This window comes from Halopseudomonas oceani (genome assembly GCF_963677335.1).
Lineage (GTDB): Bacteria > Pseudomonadota > Gammaproteobacteria > Pseudomonadales > Pseudomonadaceae > Halopseudomonas > Halopseudomonas oceani.
On sequence record NZ_OY781932.1, the window covers coordinates 1,081,622 to 1,099,935 of the forward strand.

Annotated in this window: 18 protein-coding genes; 8 read left to right on the forward strand and 10 right to left on the reverse strand. The window is 63.1% G+C overall.

Annotated features, from left to right (window positions below; translation table 11 throughout):
- Positions 1-11: 11 nt before the first annotated feature.
- The 7 genes from ACKPCU_RS05060 to ccoG form a co-directional block, all read right to left on the reverse strand.
- The gene (locus ACKPCU_RS05060; RefSeq protein ID WP_407651814.1) at positions 12-2,132 is read right to left on the reverse strand and encodes a TonB-dependent copper receptor; all 2,121 of its coding nucleotides are present in this window, start codon (positions 2,130-2,132) and stop codon (positions 12-14) included.
- Positions 2,133-2,231: 99 nt separating this feature from the next.
- Positions 2,232-2,639, reverse strand: coding sequence for a DUF2946 domain-containing protein (locus ACKPCU_RS05065; RefSeq protein ID WP_321350381.1), 408 nt, complete (start codon positions 2,637-2,639; stop codon positions 2,232-2,234).
- A 65-nt stretch (positions 2,640-2,704) separates the two neighbouring features.
- Positions 2,705-2,851, reverse strand: a complete 147-nt coding sequence (locus tag ACKPCU_RS05070; RefSeq protein ID WP_170063095.1) for a hypothetical protein — start codon at positions 2,849-2,851, stop codon at positions 2,705-2,707.
- 19 nt (positions 2,852-2,870) lie between these two features.
- Positions 2,871-4,301: a cytochrome-c oxidase, cbb3-type subunit I gene (gene ccoN / locus ACKPCU_RS05075; RefSeq protein WP_321351745.1), complete on the reverse strand. Its 1,431-nt coding sequence runs from the start codon at positions 4,299-4,301 to the stop codon at positions 2,871-2,873.
- A gap of 127 nt (positions 4,302-4,428) precedes the next feature.
- Positions 4,429-5,601: a 5-demethoxyubiquinol-8 5-hydroxylase UbiM gene (gene ubiM / locus ACKPCU_RS05080; protein ID WP_321350384.1), complete on the reverse strand. Its 1,173-nt coding sequence runs from the start codon at positions 5,599-5,601 to the stop codon at positions 4,429-4,431.
- Between the two features lie 113 nt (positions 5,602-5,714).
- The gene (mapR, locus tag ACKPCU_RS05085) at positions 5,715-7,124 is read right to left on the reverse strand and encodes a GntR family transcriptional regulator MpaR (protein WP_321350386.1); all 1,410 of its coding nucleotides are present in this window, start codon (positions 7,122-7,124) and stop codon (positions 5,715-5,717) included.
- Positions 7,125-7,187: 63 nt separating this feature from the next.
- On the reverse strand, positions 7,188-8,570 hold the full coding sequence (gene ccoG, locus ACKPCU_RS05090) for a cytochrome c oxidase accessory protein CcoG (protein WP_321350388.1): 1,383 nt from the start codon (positions 8,568-8,570) through the stop codon (positions 7,188-7,190).
- Between the two features lie 716 nt (positions 8,571-9,286).
- Between ccoG and ACKPCU_RS05095 the strand changes: the two genes are divergently transcribed.
- The 5 genes from ACKPCU_RS05095 to ACKPCU_RS05115 are packed head-to-tail and all read left to right on the forward strand — an operon-like array spanning position 9,287 to position 12,831.
- On the forward strand, positions 9,287-10,957 hold the full coding sequence (locus ACKPCU_RS05095) for a nitrite/sulfite reductase (protein WP_321350390.1): 1,671 nt from the start codon (positions 9,287-9,289) through the stop codon (positions 10,955-10,957).
- A complete protein-coding gene (locus ACKPCU_RS05100; protein ID WP_321350392.1) occupies positions 10,954-11,472 on the forward strand; it encodes a DUF934 domain-containing protein in 519 nt (172 codons plus the stop codon). The genes ACKPCU_RS05095 and ACKPCU_RS05100 overlap by 4 nt, the downstream gene beginning before the upstream one ends.
- Entirely contained in the window at positions 11,466-11,816 is a 351-nt protein-coding gene (locus ACKPCU_RS05105; protein ID WP_321350394.1) for a CidA/LrgA family protein, read from the forward strand. The genes ACKPCU_RS05100 and ACKPCU_RS05105 overlap by 7 nt, the downstream gene beginning before the upstream one ends.
- A complete protein-coding gene (locus ACKPCU_RS05110; protein WP_321350396.1) occupies positions 11,809-12,531 on the forward strand; it encodes an LrgB family protein in 723 nt (240 codons plus the stop codon). The genes ACKPCU_RS05105 and ACKPCU_RS05110 overlap by 8 nt, the downstream gene beginning before the upstream one ends.
- Positions 12,532-12,582: 51 nt before the next feature.
- Positions 12,583-12,831: a YdcH family protein gene (locus ACKPCU_RS05115; protein WP_104739414.1), complete on the forward strand. Its 249-nt coding sequence runs from the start codon at positions 12,583-12,585 to the stop codon at positions 12,829-12,831.
- Positions 12,832-12,858: 27 nt separating this feature from the next.
- Here ACKPCU_RS05115 and ACKPCU_RS05120 read toward each other — a convergent pair whose 3' ends face one another.
- The gene (locus tag ACKPCU_RS05120) at positions 12,859-13,587 is read right to left on the reverse strand and encodes a pirin family protein (RefSeq protein WP_321350398.1); all 729 of its coding nucleotides are present in this window, start codon (positions 13,585-13,587) and stop codon (positions 12,859-12,861) included.
- A gap of 101 nt (positions 13,588-13,688) precedes the next feature.
- On the opposite strand from ACKPCU_RS05120, the gene ACKPCU_RS05125 reads away from it, so the two are divergent.
- Positions 13,689-14,588 carry a LysR family transcriptional regulator gene (locus ACKPCU_RS05125; protein ID WP_321350400.1) on the forward strand — a complete coding sequence of 300 codons (900 nt, stop codon included), beginning with the start codon at positions 13,689-13,691 and terminating at the stop codon, positions 14,586-14,588.
- Between the two features lie 161 nt (positions 14,589-14,749).
- Positions 14,750-15,388 (forward strand): isochorismatase family cysteine hydrolase, encoded by a 639-nt coding sequence (locus ACKPCU_RS05130; RefSeq protein WP_321350403.1) that lies wholly within the window; start codon positions 14,750-14,752, stop codon positions 15,386-15,388.
- On the opposite strand, the gene trhP is transcribed toward ACKPCU_RS05130, so the two are convergent.
- Entirely contained in the window at positions 15,385-16,668 is a 1,284-nt protein-coding gene (gene trhP / locus ACKPCU_RS05135; RefSeq protein ID WP_321350405.1) for a prephenate-dependent tRNA uridine(34) hydroxylase TrhP, read from the reverse strand. The two genes, ACKPCU_RS05130 and trhP, sit on opposite strands and share 4 nt — an antisense overlap.
- A 159-nt stretch (positions 16,669-16,827) precedes the next feature.
- Positions 16,828-17,265 (reverse strand): hypothetical protein, encoded by a 438-nt coding sequence (locus ACKPCU_RS05140; protein ID WP_321350407.1) that lies wholly within the window; start codon positions 17,263-17,265, stop codon positions 16,828-16,830.
- 185 nt (positions 17,266-17,450) lie between these two features.
- On the opposite strand from ACKPCU_RS05140, the gene ACKPCU_RS05145 reads away from it, so the two are divergent.
- Positions 17,451-18,314, forward strand: a complete 864-nt coding sequence (locus ACKPCU_RS05145) for a LysR family transcriptional regulator (RefSeq protein ID WP_321350409.1) — start codon at positions 17,451-17,453, stop codon at positions 18,312-18,314.

Consider the following 18,314-nt stretch of genomic DNA (forward strand, 5'->3'; position numbering starts at 1 on the left):
ACGGGCGCGGGTCAGAAGTCGAAATCGACCTTGGCCCAGAGCGAGCGGCCTGGCTCGTTGATGGAAACCGGGTCGGCTGGGAAGCCGAATGCCGAGTTGCCGGCCAGGTTCAGGTGCTCGGCGTAGGCCTTGTCGAACAGGTTGTCGACACCGACGCTCAGCTTCACCTGCTCGGTCATGCGCCAGGCGCCGTTGAGCGAGAACACGCCAAAGCCTGCGCTGCTGCCGATGTCCTGACCGACCACGTTGCCGGCGCCTTCATCCACCCGATTCTGCGCGCGGACCAGTCGCCAGAGTGCGCCGGCACTCCAGTCGTTCTGCTCGTAGCTCAGACCCAGGCGGGCTTCCAGTGGCGGCATCTGCGGCAGCGGCTGGCCGTCGCTGCGGTTCTCACCCCAGGCGTAGGCCAGCGTGGCGTCGGTTTTCCAGTTGCTGGTCAGGTCATATGCCACGCCCAGCTCGCCACCGGCAATGCGGGCGTCGACGTTGTAGGCCTGGCTGCGGCGCATGCCCATCATGGTCGAGTAGCGGAACAGGATGAAGTCGTCGACCTGTCCGGCGTAGGCCGATGCCCATGCCTGCAGGCGTGCGTCCTGATACTGGATGCCGACGTCCAGCTGGGTGGTTTTTTCCGGCTCGATGCCGTCAAAGGCGTTCAGCTCGCCGGTTGGCGCCAGGCTGGCCGAGAACAGCTCCCAGTAGTCCGGGAAGCGCTGGGCGTGGCCGAGGCCGGCGTAGACGGTTGCCGGCAGGGCGGTCAGATCCTGTTCGTAACGGACGAAGCCGCTGGGCAGGGTGTCGCTGCGGCTCTGGCCGGCGGTCGGGTTGGGCGTGGTCATGCCCATCATGTTGCGAATACCCACCCGGTAGTCCTTGACCGAGGCGCGGTCCAGCCGTGCGCCGCCGATCCAGCGGGTCAGGTCGCTCTGGTGCCAAGTGGCTTCGCTGAACAGTCCGTAGTTGTGCATGACTGCGTCTTTTTCCCAGGCGAACTCGTCCGCATCGGTATAGCCGGTCATCATGCTGTAACTGGACCTGCGGGCACGGTGCTCGCTTCGCTGGGCGTCAATACCGGATACCAGTTCGACCGCGTCCCAATCGAAGCTCAGCGCCAGGCGTCCGCCGAGGGTACGGCGATCCACCTGCGAGGCCATCGGCATCGGCATCATGCTGGTCGGATCGGGGCTGCGCAGGCGGAAGTTGTCCATGATGTGATCGGCGTAGTTGTAGTAGACCTGCGCCTCCAGTTTGCTGACCTGACCGAGATTGAGTTTCTCGAAGCGCAGGCCAAGGCTTTCGCGGGCGAACTGGGTACCGTCCATGCCGCGCCCGGCGTAGCGCGCTTCACCGTCACCCTTGCCGGCGCTGAATTCCAGCAGGGTATCGGCATCGGGCGTCCAGCCGGCGGCGATATCACCGTTCCACTTGCTCCAGCGCGACGGCACGGTATCGCCGTTGCCATCTTCGTAATCGTCGGACTGGGCGTCGTTGCCGGCGAAACGCAGGTAGCCGTTCTGGTTGCCGATGGCGGCATCAAGCAGCTTGTCGAAGCGGCCATTGCTGCCACCCAGTACGCTGGCATGCACGCGGCTGCCCGGCTCCTCGAAACGCTCGGGTTCACGTTCGAACAGCACGGTGCCAGCCGAAGCCCCAGGCCCCCAGCGTACGCTCTGCGGCCCCTTGATGACGGTCAGGCGGTCGTAGGTTTCCGGTGCGATGTAGGAACTGGGCGCGTCCATCCGGTTGGGACAGGCGCCGATCATCTGGCCGCCGTTGGCCAGCAGGTTGATGCGCGAGCCGAACATGCCGCGCAGGACCGGATCGCCGTTGCTGCCGCCGCTGCGGATAGCGGAGAAGCCCGGAATGGTCTTCAGATAGTCGGTGGCATCGCTGGCGGGCACCGGCTGGCGGGCGTCCTTGGGGTCGGCAACGATGGTCAGTGGCGAGCTTTGTTGAACGGCGGTCACCACCACGGGCGCCAGTTGCAGCACATCGTTGCTGCTTTCATGGTCATGGCCTTCGTGGCTTTGGGCGGTAGCGCCGAGGCTGGTAAACAGCAGGGCGAAAGCGGTTTGCCAGCGCAGGCTGACAGGGGTTCGGGTAAAACGGTTGGCGTGTTGCATTGTTGTCATCCACACAGTGGCCAAAGCGGCGCAGTCGGCGCCGGGCCTAAATCAGGTCAGGGTGTTGTGGGGTGTGACGCAACGCACGGCCGGTGGCCGCAGGCGGGCTCAGACGGCGCGGGGCGCAGCGTCGAGCGGGGAGGGTGAGGCGCGGGGATTGATTGAGGGCCAGATATAGCGCGGCGGCGGGCGAGCCCATTGGCCGCTGGAGGGCGCACTGGTCGGGCTGGCGGGCAGGTAGTCGAGCGACCAGCCATGCATGGCCACCGCGCTGCCGTGGCCGATGGAAGAGCACAGCGGGCAGCCGGACTGCAGGTCACTCATCTGGTGCTGCTTCTGATCGTCGAGATCGACACCCAGGCTATCGCTGCCGAGGTTGCAGAACACCACCCCGGCACCGCTCAGATGCTGCCCGCTCATCTGACCCTGATGGAAACCACAGGTCAGCAGACTCACCAGGGTGCACAGATAGAGCACCAAGGTGAGTGAAAGGCGGTTGTCGCGGGTCAGATTCATGCGCGGAATTCTAGCACCCCCTGCGACCTTCTGCGCCATGTGGCTGGTTGCCGCATGGCGCGTGTTCAGGCGTCGAAACGGTCAGGCTCCTCGGCAAACGGTAGCTGGGATGCCTGCTCCAGCTCATCGCCTGGATGGTTGGCCAGACAGACCTGTACCGCGATGTACAGTCCGAGCAGGGTCAGCAGTCCCGAAATTTCAGCAATCAGCATCGGATTATCCTCCGTTACATTAACTGGCGACGGCCAGGTTGTTGCTTGCACGTTGCTCCGCTGTGGCCTGCCGTACGGTGCGCCAGGTGTTCCAGGCCATGCACAACATGCCGGTCAGGAAGAAGGCGCCACCGATTACGCGGACCACATAGCCCGGATGGCTGGCCTCCAGCGCCTCGACGAAGCTGTAGGTCGCCGAGCCGTCGACGTTCACGGCACGCCACATCAGCCCTTGGGTAATGCCGTTGACCCACATTGACACGATGTACAGCACGGTACCGATGGTCGCCAGCCAGAAGTGCAGGTTGATCAGGCCGGTGCTGTACATCTTGTCGGTGCCGAACACCTTCGGAATCATGTGATAAAGCGAGCCGAAAGTGATCATCGCGACCCAGCCCAGGGCACCGGCGTGCACGTGGCCAATGGTCCAGTCAGTATAGTGCGATAACGCGTTGACGGTTTTGATCGCCATCATCGGCCCTTCAAAGGTAGACATGCCGTAGAAGGCGAGTGCGACCACCAGAAAGCGCAGGATCGGGTCGGTACGCAGCAGGTGCCAGGAGCCGGATAGGGTCATCATGCCGTTGATCATGCCGCCCCAGCTCGGGGCCAGCAGGATCAGCGACATCACCATGCCGAGCGACTGGGCCCAGTCGGGCAGTGCGGTGTAATGCAGGTGATGCGGGCCGGCCCAGATGTAGAGGCTGATCAGCGCCCAGAAGTGGATGATCGACAGGCGGTAGGAGTAGACCGGTCGATTGACCTGCTTGGGCACGAAGTAATACATCATGCCGAGAAAACCGGTGGTCAGGAAAAAGCCGACAGCGTTGTGCCCGTACCACCATTGCACCATGGCATCGGTAGCACCGGCGTAGACTGGGTAGGACTTAAACCAACTGATCGGAATGGCCGCGTGGTTGACGGTGTGCAGCACCGCAATCACCAGAATGAAGGCGCCGAAGAACCAGTTGCCAACGTAGATATGGCGGGTCTTGCGGCGCATCAGCGTGCCGAAGAAGACGATGGCGTAGGCGATCCAGACAATCGCCATGAGCACCGCCCCGGTAAACTCGATCTCGGCGTATTCCTTGGTGGTGGTCAAGCCCTGCGGCAGGGTCACCAGCATGGTGATGATGACCGCCTGCCAGCCCCAGAAGGTGAACGCGGTCAGGCGCGGTGCAATCAGTGGCGTCTGGCAGGTGCGCTGCACAGCGTAGTAGCTGGCGGCAAACTGGGCACTGCCGGCAAAGCCGAAGATCACCAGGCTGGTATGCAGTGGTCGCAGCCGGCCGAAAGTGGTCCACGGCAGGTCCATGTTGAGTGCCGGCCAGACCAGTTGGGAGGCAACCAGCAAGCCGACGGCCATGCCGACCACGCCCCATACCACGGTCATGATGGTGAACTGACGCACCACCCGATAGTTGTACCTCTGCGCAGCAGTGTTCTGCATCTTCAGGCCCTTCATAGCAGTGAGGCGACGCATGTCGCGATAACGCCTGCACTCTAGGGCTCAGTGGCAATACAAAACAGACTCAGAGGTTGCTGCAAAAAGCAGATCAGATGGCCGGCGGCTGACCTTAGTGGCCAGCCGTAAGATGCCGGGCGATACCGCGCTTGAGCGGTACCAGCTGCTGCGCCGCTCGCAGCGCCGCGCCGCGTAGCAGACGCATGGGTAGCTGGTCGCTGGTGTAGCATTCGACCAGCAGGTTGGTCGCCTGGTACAGCGGCCAGGTAGCCAGTCGCTGCTGGCGCTCGTAGCGGCCGAGCAGGGCGATTGAGCCAATGTCGCGGTTGCGCTGGTGGGCGTCGATTACCAGGCGGCTGAGTCGCTGCACGCTACCCAACCCGAAGTTGAAGCCGTGGGCGGTAACCGGGTGCATGCCGACCGCCGCATCGCCGATCAGCGCGCTGCGGTGCGCGGTCAGGCGGCGCGCGTAGGCGCCAACCAGCGGGTAAACGTTGCGGCCGCTGGCAAGCTCCATAGCACCGAGTCGGTGATCGAAGCGACTTTCGATCTCGCGGGCAAACGCCTGCGGGTCGAGTTGATGGAGTAGCTCCATCTCCCGCGGTGGCAGGGTTACGACGACCGAGGACTGTTTGCCATTGAGTGGCAGCAGGGCCAGGGTTTGGCCGTAGCCGAACCATTCCCAGGCAATGTGTTGATGATCGACTTCGTGGTTCATGCGGCAGACCATCATCGTCTTGCCGAAGTCCTTCATCTGGGCGCCGATGCCCAGCATTCTGCGGGTCTCCGAGAAGCGGCTGTCGGCGGCGATCAGCAGGCGAGTCTCCAGTCGAGTGCCGTCGTTCATGACCAGTTCGATGCCGCCGCTATGCTGATGCACCTGTCGCAGTTGAGTTTCGCACATCAGGTGGACGCCGCCTGCTGCCTGCAGGCTTTGCCAGGCGGCCAGGCGAATGGCCCGGTTGGCAACCAGATGGCCGAGGTGGTCGCTGCCGGCGTGGCGCGCCTGAATCTGCAGGGCAAAGGGTGACGGGCCGTTCATGACCTTGGCATCGCGCAGCAAGGCAACGTCCTCAGCGGGCAGCCTGGACCAGATATCAAGCTGTTCCAGCAGCGCCTGAGAAGCGTGGGTCAAGGCAATCTCGCGGCCGTCGAAAACGGGGTCGGCCAGGCTGGCCTCGCTCTGGCGCTCGATCAATACGATGTTCAGGCCGCTTTCGGCCAGTGCGCGGGCCATGCACAGGCCGCTTGGGCCAGCCCCGATAATGGCAATGTCGCAGTTCATGCGCAGCGTCTCCCTGAGAACAAAGGCCCTCAGTCTGCGCCTGCCGGATTGGCCGAATATTGCTCTGGGTCAGTGTGGCGACACGGTGCACTGCGGCCGGCTGTCGCAGCGGCTCAGAAGGCGGCGAGCAGTCGGCCGAGTGTGGCCATGGCCTGCTCGCTGGGCTCATCCCAGGGGTGGCCATAGTTCAGTCGCGCGCAGTTGCGGTAGTGCCGGTTGGCCGAGAAGATCGGCCCCGGTGCCAGGCTGATGCCCTGCGCCAGCGCGTGCTGGAACAGCTGCAGCGAGTCCACCCGCTCGGGAAATTCGAACCACAGAAAGTACCCGCCATTGGGGCGGCTGACCCGGGTCTCGCGCGGAAAGTGTCGCGCGGCAGAGGCCAGCATTGCCCGCTGCTGACTCTCCAGCGCATGGCGCAACTTGCGCAGGTGACGGTCGTAGCCGCCGTTTTGCAGGTAGTCGGCCAGCGCGGCCTGGGCGGGCACCGACGGGGAAATGGTGGTCATCAACTTGAGACGGCTGACCTGTTCGGCAAAGCGGCCGGCAGCCACCCAGCCCACCCGGTAGCCGGGCGCCAGGCACTTGGAGAACGAACCGCAGTGCATCACCAGCCCGTCGGTGTCGAAACTCTTGACCGGTCTTGGCGGCTTGGCGCTGAAGTACAGCTCGGCGTAGACATCGTCTTCGATCATCGGCACCTGATGCTGTTTGAGCAGGGCATAGAGCTGCTTTTTCTTGGCGTCGCTCATGCTGGCACCGAGCGGATTCTGCAGGCTGCTCATGAACCAGCAGGCCTTGATCGGGAAGCGCTGCAGGCTGTCGGCGAGACTCTCGAGGTCGATCCCTTCGCGTGGATGCACCGGGATCTCGACTGCCTTGAGCTGCAATCGCTCCAGCACCTGCAAGGTGGCGTAGAAAGCAGGGCTTTCGATGGCGACCAGGTCGCCGGGCTGGGTGACCGACTGCAGGCACAGGTTGAGTGCTTCCATCGCACCATTGGTGATCACCAGTTCTTCCATCGGCAGTAGCATGCCGCTGACCATATAGCGCAGGGCGATCTGGCGGCGCAGGTCGGGGTTGCCGGCGGTCATGTCGGCAATCACCGAGTGGGGTTTCATGTCACGTGCGCTGCTGGCCAGCGACCGCGACAGCCGCGCCAGCGGAAACAGATCCGGGCTCGGGAAGGCCGAGCCGAAGGCGACCATCTCCGGGTCCTTGAGCGAGCCAAGGACCGAGAACACCAGTTCGCTGACGTCCACGTCAACGCTGCTGGACGCGTAGGGGCTGATGTTCGGCTCGCTCAACTGGCGCCGGGCCAGCGCGTGGACGAAATAGCCCGAACGGGGTCTGGCCTGAATCAGGCCGCGATCCTCCAGCAGGTAGTAGGCCTGGAACACGGTCGATGGACTGACCCCGTAGGTGCGGCTGGCGTGCCTTACTGAGGGGACCTTTTCGCCCGGGGCGATGACCCCGGTGCGGATCAGCTCGGCGATGTCATCGGCCAGCTTTTCGTAGCGTTTCATCCGGTCCTGTGGTTCTGAGGGTGATGTTCGCCACTGTAGGCCATCAAGCGCGCTCATGCGATATCAACGCACCGGCGGCGAGACGAAGGTGCTCTCGTCGCTGACCTTGCTCGTTGCATCGTTCAGGTCCTCCACCACAAATTCCAGCGGCTCGCTGCCGGCGGTTGTTGTTGCATCGCGACGGCTGACTCGCACGGCAACCGTGCCGGTCTCGCCCGCAGCAACCTGCAGGCTACCGAGGCCCTGCGTCTTGAAGCGATCTGCGTCCGTCAGGCTCAGACGGTACTCGCGGTCCTGCTGGGTTTTGTTCAGCACCTTGAGGGTGTAGATGTTCTCGATGTCGCCATTGCTGTTGGCGCGGAACACGCTGCGGTCCCGGCTGATGTCCAGGTCGACCACCGGGCGGGCCTGCAGGCCCCAGACCAGTCCGCCAATCATCAGTAGCAGGACACTGGCGTAGCCGACCAGACGCGGGCGCAACCAGTGTGTTTTTCCGCCCGCCAGCGCGTGCTCCGAGGTGTAGCGAATCAGTCCGCGGGCATAACCCATCTGATCCATGACGCCGTTGCAGGCGTCGATGCAGGCGCCACAGCTGATGCAGTCGATTTGCAGACCGTTGCGGATGTCAATACCGGTCGGGCAGACCTGTACGCAGACGGTACAGTCGATGCAGTCGCCGAGACCTGCGGCGGCCGGGTCGCTGTTTTTCTTGCGCGGGCCGCGGGCTTCGCCGCGTGCGGCGTCGTAGGTCACCAACTGGGTGTCCGCATCAAACATCGCGCTCTGGAACCGAGAATACGGGCACATGTGTACGCATACCTGCTCGCGCAGCCAGCCGGCGTTGAAGTAGGTGGCGGCGGTAAAGCACAGCAGCCAGAACGCGGTGGTTGCGCCAACCTGCCAGCTCAGCAAGTCGCTGACCAGATCCCGCACCGGGGTGAAGTAACCGATGAAGCCGATGGCGGTAGCCAGGCTGATCGCCAGCCAGAGACCGTGCTTGGCTCCGCGGCGCAGCAGTTTGTTGAGCGACCAGGGCGCGGCGTCCAGGCGAATGCGCTGGTGTCGCTCGCCTTCGGTGACTTTCTCCACCCACATGAACATCCAGGTCCAGACGCTCTGCGGGCAGCTGTAACCGCACCAGACGCGGCCGGCGACCACGGTGATAAAGAACAGGCCAAAGGCGGCAATCATCAGAATGGCTGACAGCAGGATGAAGTCCTGCGGCCAGAAGGTCGCGCCGAAGATATGGAACTGCTTGCTGTCCAGGTCCCAGAGCACGGCTTGCTGGCCGTTCCAGTCGATCCAGGCGGTACCGAAGAACAGCAGCATCAGGGCGCCGGCTCCCAGCAGGCGCAAGTTGCGGTACAGGCCCTTGAAGCTGCGGGTATGAATGGGTCCGCCCTGTTGGGCGGGCGTCAGGTCTTTCAGGGGGATATGGCTGGTCATGGCATCACGGCTCTTGGATTTTCAGGCTGGGGCGATGATGCGCGGATGGCTGATCCGGTAACAGATTCAGATTGGATGCGAAAAACCATATCAGATGGAGTATCTCTTTCCGCTGGCCGACGTAGCGTGTTTGCCATTTCTGCGCATGCACGTCGCCGTAGTGCGGACTAAGCCAAAGGCGTGTCCGCGTATGCTTTTCATGGGCGCTGACGGCAGGCTTTGCGAGGACTCAAAAAGGTCTAAGGCTAACTTTAGGCGTCTCTCGTTTGCCTGCCGACTTTCATCAGGCGAGGGCCCGCGAGCTGCTGCTGAATCAGCCTTTCGCCTTCACGGCGAGCCAAGGGGCACCCGACTACGCGGCCCTTCGGGTTCGCTGTGTTGCTCGGTTTGACGGGGATCGGCAGAACTCGGCTCTGCGAGCCTCAAACAGGCTGCCGCTCTTCTTCCCGCCAAACCTGCGCTACTCGCCCGCGTAAACGGGACGAAACCCAGTGCACACTCAATCCTTCAAGTATTTGGTCAACAGCCGCACTGCAACCGCATGCGGTGTTGCCTTGCGCTTTAAGAAAAACAGCGCTTTCAGTACAACTGATACGGTTTTTTTTGCCGGATCTGAGGCTGGTATGGGTTCAGCTGCATCCGCATAGTAGCCGCCTAGATGATCCTGTGCGGGAGGCCTGCTGCTTGCGGGAACTGCCGCCTGCCGAGAGGTGAGCATGTACCACTACGATGAGTATGACCGGGCGCTGGTTGCCGAGCGGGTCGCCCAGTTTCGTGATCAGATCAGCCGGCGGCTGAGCGGCGAGCTGAGCGAGGAGGAGTTCTTGCCGCTGCGCCTGCAGAACGGTCTGTATCTGCAACGGCATGCCTACATGCTGCGAGTCGCTATCCCCTACGGCACGCTGTCGGCGGATCAGTTGCGCGCGCTGGCGGGCGTCGCCCGCGACTTTGACCGCGGCTACGGCCACTTCACCACGCGTCAGAACATTCAGTTCAACTGGATCGAGCTGGAGCAGGTGGGCGACATTCTGGCCCGGCTGGCGGCGGTCGACATGCACGCGATTCAGACCTCCGGCAACTGTGTGCGCAATATCAGCACCGACGCCTTTGCCGGGGTGGCTGCCGATGAGGTGCTCGACCCGCGGCCGCTGGCCGAGATTCTGCGCCAGTGGTCGACGATCAATCCGGAGTTTCTCTACCTGCCGCGCAAGTTCAAAATTGCCCTGTGCTCGGCCAGCGAAGACCGTGCGGCGGTGATGATGCACGACATCGGGCTCTATCTGTACCGGGATGCCGCGGGTGAGATGCTGTTCGACGTCATGGTCGGCGGCGGCCTGGGGCGTACGCCGATTCTGTCGCAGCCGATCCGTCGGGCGCTGCCCTGGCAGCACCTGTTGTCCTACGTCGAGGCGGTGCTGCGGGTCTATAACCGCCACGGCCGCCGGGACAACAAGTACAAGGCGCGCATCAAGATTCTGGTCAAGGCGCTCGGCATCGACGCTTTTGCCCGCGAGGTCGAGGCCGAGTGGGAGCACATCAAGGATGGTCCCGCCGAGCTGACCCGCGACGAGTATGAGCGCGTCGCCGCCAGCTTTCAGCCGCCGAGCTACCCGCCGCAGCCAGCGGTGGACCTGGAATTTGGCAGCGCGCTGGCGCGCGACGCCGGGTTTGCCCGCTGGGTGCAGCGCAACACCCACGCACACAAGCAACCGGGCTACGTGTCGGTCACGCTGTCGACCAAGCCCGGCGCCGACATGCCGCCCGGTGACGTGACTGCCGAGCAGATGGAGCAGGTGGCGCTGATGGCCGAACGCTTTGGCTTCGGCGAGATTCGGGTCGCCCACGAACAGAATCTGGTGCTGCCGGATGTCGCCAAGGCAGACCTGTACGCGCTCTGGCAGCAGGCCTGCGAGTTCGGCCTGGCGACACCCAATATCGGCCTGCTGACCGACGTGATTGCCTGCCCCGGCGGCGATTACTGTTCGCTGGCCAACGCCAAGTCCATTCCGGTGGCGCAGGCCATCCAGCAGCGCTTTGCCGACCCCGAGCTGCTGCAGGATCTGGGCGAGATCAGCCTGAACATTTCCGGCTGCATGAACGCCTGTGGTCATCATCACATTGGCAATATCGGCATTCTTGGCGTCGATAAAAACGGCAGCGAGTGGTACCAGCTCACCATCGGTGGGGCGCAGGGCAAGCAGAGCACGTTGGGCAAGGTTATCGGTCCGGCCTTCAGTGCCGAGGACGTGCCCGAGGTGATTGCCCAACTGGCCGAGGTGTACCGCGAGCAGCGGGTTGGAACCGAGCGCTTTGTCGATACCGTCGCGCGTATCGGCCTCGCCCCGTTCAAGGCGCGGGTGTATCCGGCGCAGGAGGTGCGCGCATGAACAATCTGATACGGCTCACCGAGCATGGGCCTGAACGGGTGAATGAGGACCTATGGACGCTGGCGCTGACCGGTGAGGAGCCCGCCGATGGTCCTCGGATTCTCAGTCTGGACGGCTGGCTGCAATCCCAGTCCGAGGCGGTGCTGAGTGGCCTTGAATCCAGCGCGGACGCGGTCTGCCTGCAACCCGATGACGAGGCCGAGCGGCTGCAGCCCTATCTGGCGGTGCTACCGCTGATTGCCGTGCTGTTCCCGAGCTTTCGCGACGGCCGTGGCTACAGCCAGGCTTACCTGCTGCGCACCCGCATCGGCTGGACCGGCGAACTACGCGCGGTGGGGGATGTGCTGCGTGATCAGCTCAGCCACATGCGCCAGTGCGGCTTTGATGCCTTTGCCGTGCGCGAAGACAAATCTGTCGAGGATGCCATCAAGGGGCTGAGCGGCATGAGCGTGCTCTATGGGCGCTCGGCGATTGAGCCGCGGCCGCTGTTTCGTCGGCGGACCAGCGAATGCTGAAGGGGTTGCTCTTGCTGGTGGTGATGCAGGCGGTTGGTGCGTTACTGCAGGCTGTCTGGTTGCCTATGCTGCCCGCGCCGGTCATCGGTTTGCTGCTGCTGTTGGCGTTGCTGGTGCTGCTGGGTCGGATTCCTGAGTGGCTGGAGCAGGCGAGCGCGGCATTGCTCGGCTATCTACCACTGATGCTGGCGATTCCGGCGACCGGTATTCTGCTCGGCGGTGATGTGCTGCTGGCGCAACTGCCTGCGATTAGCGCGGGGTTGGTCGTGTCGCTGCTGCTGTGCATTCCGCTGTGCGGCGTGCTGATGCAGCGGCTGATGACCGGGAGCCGGGAAGGTGACTGACGCGCTGCTGCAGGTGGTCCATGCGCCACTGACCGCCATCGCGCTGACGCTGGCGGCTTTTGTGTTTGCGCTCTGGCTCTACCGGCGCACCGGCTGGCTGGTGCTGCAGCCGGTATTGATCACCATGCTGCTGATCATTGCCGGTATCCGCCTGTTGCAGCTGGATTATGCCGCCTACCGTGAAGCTGTTGTGCCCATCGCCTGGTTGCTGGGGCCCACCACGGTCGCGCTGGCGGTGCCCTTGTATCGGAATTTGCGGCGTATTCGCGCCAATCTCTGGCCGGTGCTGGTGACACTGCTGGTCGGTGGCGGCGCCAGCGTGGCGTTGACCTTGCTGGCCGCCTGGTTACTGGGGGCAGACCTGCCGGTGCTGATGACCCTGGCGACCAAATCGGTAACCATGCCGATTGCCATGCCGCTGGCCGAGCAACTGGGCGGGCTGGCGGCGCTGGCCGCCGTGCTGGTGATGTTGACTGGTGTATTGGGCACCGTCATGTTGCCGCCGTTGCTGGAGCTCGCCGGGGTCAATCACCCGGCGGCGCGGGGCATGGCCTACGGTATGAATGCGCATGCGGTGGGCACGGCTCGGGCGCTGGAAGAAGGCGATGAGTGCGCTGCGTTCGCCGCACTGGCGATGGGCTCACTCGGCGTGCTTACCGCGTTGCTGTTGCCTGTTGCGGTCCTTGGCTGGCGCTGGTTGGGCGCTTTAGGCTGAATCGGCTAGGCTCATCAGGAGTGTTCCGATCAATCAACGGAGGCGTAGGCGATGGGTATTGCGAACCACGAGTTGCATGGGGAGTTTCCCCAGTACAGCGATCTGATCGACCAACTGGCCGAGGCGGATGCCCACTTCAAAGAGCAATTGCATGAGTATGCCAGTCTGGATCGGGAGATCATGCGGCTGGAGAAACGGGAATCCCCGGTGGAGGACACCACCTTCCAGCAGATGAAAAAACAGCGTGCCCATCTCAAGGATCAGCTCTACAACACGTTGCTCAAGGCCGCACAGGACTGAACCCGTGCGCTTTGTCTGCCGGGTGCATCAGCCGCCCGGCAACGCCTCTGGGCGGAGGTCGAACACCAGCACCTCGGCCCCTTTGCCCTGATCGATGTCCAGCCGCTGAACCTTGCGCAGGGCCAGTCCGTCTCCCGCTTTCAGCCGCTGGCCGTTGACCCGCAGCTGGCCGCGGGCCAGATGCACGTAAGCGTAGCGCTCGGCCGACAGCTGCAGGCTGGCCTGTTCATCAGCGTCAAACAGGCCGGCGTAGACGCGTGCGTCCTGCTGAATTTTCAGGCTGTCTCCGGCGCCATCCGGGCTGAGGACCAGCCGCAGCGTGCCGCGTTTTTCGGCCTCACTGACGTGGCGTTGCTGGTAGCGCGGGGCCAGACCGGTGCGCGCCGGCACGATCCAGATTTGCAGGAAGTGCACCGGATCGCGTTGACTGGCGTTGTACTCGCTGTGGGCTACGCCGGTGCCTGCGCTCATCAGTTGCACGTCGCCCGGACGGATCACCGAGCCGTTGTGCAGGGTATCGCGGTGTTCCAGCGCGCCACCCAGCACGTAGGAAAAGATCTCCATGTCGCGGTGCGGGTGAGTGCCAAAGCCGCCACCGGGTGCCACCCGATCGTCGTTGATCACACGCAGGTCGGAAAAGCCCATGTGGCGTGGATCGTAGTAGGACGCGAAAGAAAAGCTGTGGCGCGAGCTGAGCCAGCCGTGTTCGGCCGTGCCACGCTCGTCTGCGCGACGCAGAGTCATTTGCTGGGTCATGGTCTGTCCTCCATCAGAGGGGTTGATGGGAAGATCATACTGTCCATAATTTAACGGATTAAGGTGCTTTTCCGTGTTTGACTGTCAACGCAGGGTAGACAATGAGTCAGCTTGAAGACATGCAGATGTTTGCCTGTGTGATGGAGATGGGCAGCTTTACCGCCGCGGCTGACAGTCTGGGCCTGTCGAAGCAGCTGGTCAGTCGGCGCGTGGCGGCGCTGGAAGAGCGGCTCGGCGTGCGCCTGCTTAACCGCTCAACCCGCAGGCTCAGTGCCACGGCGCTTGGTCAGGCCTATCTGGAGCGGGTGCAGCGCATCCTGCAGGAGGTGGCTGAAGCCGAGCAACTGATTGTCACGCAGCGCAGCAGCCCGCGCGGGGCACTACGTCTGAGCGCGCCGGTGTCGTTCGGTATTCAGCACCTGAGTCCGCTGTTGCCGGGGTTTCTGCTGCGCTATCCGGAGGTCTCGGTCGAGCTGGATTTGAGCGACCGCACCATCGATCTGCTGGCCGAGGGCTTCGACATGGCGGTGCGCATTGGTGCGCTGGCTGACTCCAGTCTGATTGCCAGCCCGTTGATGCCGCTGGGCATGGTGACCTGCGCGAGCCCCGCCTACCTGGCAGCACGCGGGGTGCCACAGACGCCTGCCGAGTTGGCTGGCCACGAGTGTGTACTGTACGGTCACAGCGCGGCGGTGGAGTGGCCGTTCCGGTTGGCCGGCCGACTGCAGCAGGTTGCGGTCAAGGGGCGCTATCGGGTCAACAATGGGGAATTGGTGCGTGATGCCGCCATCGCCGGGCTGGGCATCGCCAGGCTGCCGACCTTCATTGTCGAGGACGCGCTGGCGAGCGGAAAGCTGGTCGCCGTGCTGGACGCCTTCCAGTTGCCGGGCAATACCGCTTGGGCGGTGTATCCGCAACACCGGCAGGCGTCATTGCTGGTGCGCCTGTTGATCGATTATCTGCGTGAGGCGCTGTCCGCCGAAGGTGCATCCGTGGTCTGATGCCCTGCTACGGTGCAGGTTGACGGCGCTGCCAGAAGAGCCAGAGTTTCCAGAGCTCAAGCTGGTTAGGGGCTGCAGGGGGCAGGCGCTTTAGCGCGGACCAGACGGTACGCTCCTTGCTGTGGTCGAGGCTCATGCATTCCCGTTAGCTGGAGCCTTCAATGAGCAAACCCTTGGTTCGCTGGAACCTCAACCCGCGCCGCGCTGCGGTCATCGTCGTCGACATGCAGAAGGTGTTCTGCGAACCGGACGGCGCTCTCTATGTGCCAAACACAGCTAATATTATTCAGCCGATTCAGGCGCTGGTCGATGCCGCTCGCAGCGTTGACGTGCCGGTAATCTACCTGCGTCATATCGTGCGTGGCGATGGCAGTGACACCGGCCGTATGCGCGATTTATACCCCAACGTGGACGAAATTCTGGCCCGTAGTGAGCCGAATGTAGAGGTGATCGAGGCGCTGGCGCCGCAGCCGGGTGACGTGGTCATCGACAAGCTGTTCTACAGCGGCTTCCACGGTACCGACCTGGACACTGTGCTGCGCGCCCGCGATGTGGACACCATCATCATCTGCGGCACGGTGACCAACGTCTGCTGCGAAACCACCATCCGCGACGGCGTGCATCGGGAATACAAGGCGGTTGTCCTGAGCGACGCCAATGCGGCGATGGACTACCCGGATCTGGGCTTTGGCGCGATCAGTGCCGAGGAGATTCAACGTATCTCGCTCAGCACCATCGCCTACGAGTTTGGCGAGGTAACGACGACAGCGGATGTCATTAGCCGCCTGACAGCCGATTAAGCCGCCAGCCAGCGCATCAGCAACGCGTACTGCAGATCGGCCAGCGGCGGGCGCGGAATACGCACCCGGTGGCCGTTGCCCGGCGCCACCTCAATGGCGTTGCCGTTACGATCCTGCAGGGTTTCCAGTACAAAGCTGTGGTTGCCCTGTGGGGTCATCAGCTCCAGCTGGTCGCCGATGGCAAAGCGGTTTTTCACCTCGATCTCGATCCAGTCGCGATCTTCCCCGGCCAGTTCGCCGACGAACTGGTGACGGCTCATGCGCGAGGCGCCTTGCTCGTAGTTCTGGTACACGCCCGGTGGATGACGGCGGTAGAAGCCTTCGGTGTAGCCCCGGTTGGCCAGGCTTTCCAGGTCGTCCATCAAGCCGAGGTTGAACGGGCGTCCGGCGACCGCGTCATCGATCGCCTGGCGGTAAACCTGCACCGTGCGGGCGACGTAGAAGTGCGATTTGGTGCGGCCCTCGATCTTCAGCGAATCCACGCCCATCTGCACGAAGCGTTCGACGTGCTGCACCGCGCGCAGATCCTTCGAGTTCATGATGTAGGTGCCGTGTTCATCTTCCTCAATGGCCATCGGCTCATCGGGTTTGTCGTGCTGGGTGATGATCTGCACCGGCTGTGCGACTGGCTCGATATTGCCTTCGGCAGTTTCGACCGCGGGCTTTACGTCATACTGCCAGCGGCAGGCATTGGTGCAGGCACCCTGATTGGCGTCGCGGTGATTGAAGTAGCCGGACAGCAGGCAGCGCCCGGAGTAGGCGATGCATAGTGCGCCGTGCACAAACACTTCCAGGCCGACATCCGGGCAGCGTTGACGGATTTCCTCAACCTCTTCCAGCGCCAGCTCGCGCGACAGAATGATGCGCTCCAGCCCCAGCTGTTGCCAGAATTTCACCGTCGCCCAGTTCACTGCGTTGGCCTGCACCGAGAGGTGCACCGGCAGCTCCGGCCAGCGCTCGCGCACCAGCATGATCAGCCCCGGGTCCGACATGATCAACGCATCCGGCCCCATAGCCACGACTGGTTCGAGGTCGCGCAGGTAGGTCGCCACCTTGCTGTTATGCGCGGCGATATTGCTGGCCAGATAGAACTTTTTGCCTTGTGCGTGTGCTTCCTGGATGCCGGCAGCCATGACCTCCGGGTTGTGGAAGTCGTTCTCTCGCACGCGCAGGCTGTAGCGCGGCTGGCCTGCGTAGACCGCGTCGGCGCCGTAGGCGAAGGCGTAGCGCATGGCTTTGAGGGTGCCGGCGGGGGCCAGCAGTTCGGGAGCGTGGGGCATGATTCAGTACCGCAAGGTCGACAGAAAGTCGGCGAGCTTAGCGGAGAGGCGAAGCGCGGTTATTGATCAGCGTCAGCATTCATTGTGCTGAAGAGGAAGGGGACTGATGACCCAGAGGCCGCGACTGCGACCTCTGGGCGTTGCCAGCTAACCGGGATTTTAAGGTTGCTGTGGTGGCGGTGGTTCGCCATTGCCATTACCTGGTTCAGGTGGCCGTTGCGGCGAGCCAGGGGCGCTGGCATGGTTGCTTGACTGGTTATCGGCGTCAGACCAACCGGCGCCGACACCGAAGTCGAAGCGGCTGTTGCCGAAGTTGTAGCCCACATTAGCGTCGCCGTAGTAGTCGTTGCCGAGATAGGCGACCCCGACATTTGGCCGCAGCCCGCCGTTGGCGAAGACGTAGTCCAGACCCAATACTGCCGCAGCCCGGTCAGCTTCATCGTCCGAAAACGCCTTGATACCGACGGCTGGCCCCTGGCCGAAGATATAGCTGATACCAACACCGAAACCAACATCGCTGGCGCTGGCTGTTAGTGGCAGCGCGCTCAAGGTTGCTGCCAGCGCAGTAGCACCAAGCTTGATCCGTAAGTGTTTCATATACTCCTCCTTGTTTACGGTGCACAGTGTCTTAGTTATAGCAGGAGGTGACAAGTGGTTGACGATAAATGGGGGGGTTTTTGCATTTTCGACATTTTAATGTCGGTTGCATTGATTGGCTGCGGCTCGCGCGACAGCGGACAATTCGGCACTATCGCAATACCCTCCCCTGAATGAGATGACCGATGGATATCAGCCTGGCCCGCACTTTTCTGGAAGTCGTTCGCAGTGGCAGTCTGGTTGCGGCCTCTGAGCAGTTGCATGTCACTCAGGCGGCGGTTACCGCGCGGATTCAAAGTCTGGAATCCCAGCTCAATTGCAGGTTGTTTGTACGCAATCGAGGCGGGGCGCGGTTGACCCGTGACGGCGAGCTGTTTATTGCCTATGCCAATCGCATGGTGCAGGCCTGGGATGCGGCGCAGCGTGATCTGCCGCTGCTCAGCGGCATCGATAACGTGCTGCACGTTGGTGGTGAGCCCAGCCTGTGCAACCCGCTGATGCTGCATTGGGTCAGCCTGCTGCGCAAACGTCTGGACAGCCACGCAGTGTACGCAGAGGTGGGCGACGGCACCCAGCTGCAGCGCAAGCTGGAGCAAGGGGCGCTGGACGCCGCGCTGGTGTTCCAGCCGACCTACTGGCCCGGTTTGCAGGTGGAAGAGTTACTGGAAGAAAAGCTGATACAGGTCTGTTTGCCGAGTAACCCGGAGCCCTATATCTACGTCGATTGGGGCGACGCATTCCGCCAGCAGCACGACCGGGCACTACCCGACCGGGCTAGTGCCGAACTCAGCTTCAATCTCGGTCCGCTGGCGCTGCAGTACCTGCTCAGCTGTGGCGGCAGCGGCTACTTCCGTACGCGGGTGGTGCAGAGCTACCTCGACAGTGGCGTGCTGGAGCGGGTCCCGCAGGCACCGGAGTTCAGCTTTCCGACCTGGCTGGTGTATTCGCGCGAGCGTGACCGAGCGGGGTTGCAGCAAGCACTGGACCTGCTGCGCGAGGCCGCATGCGGCGACCACGACTGGTCGCAGCGCTGGAATCCGGTGTTCTAA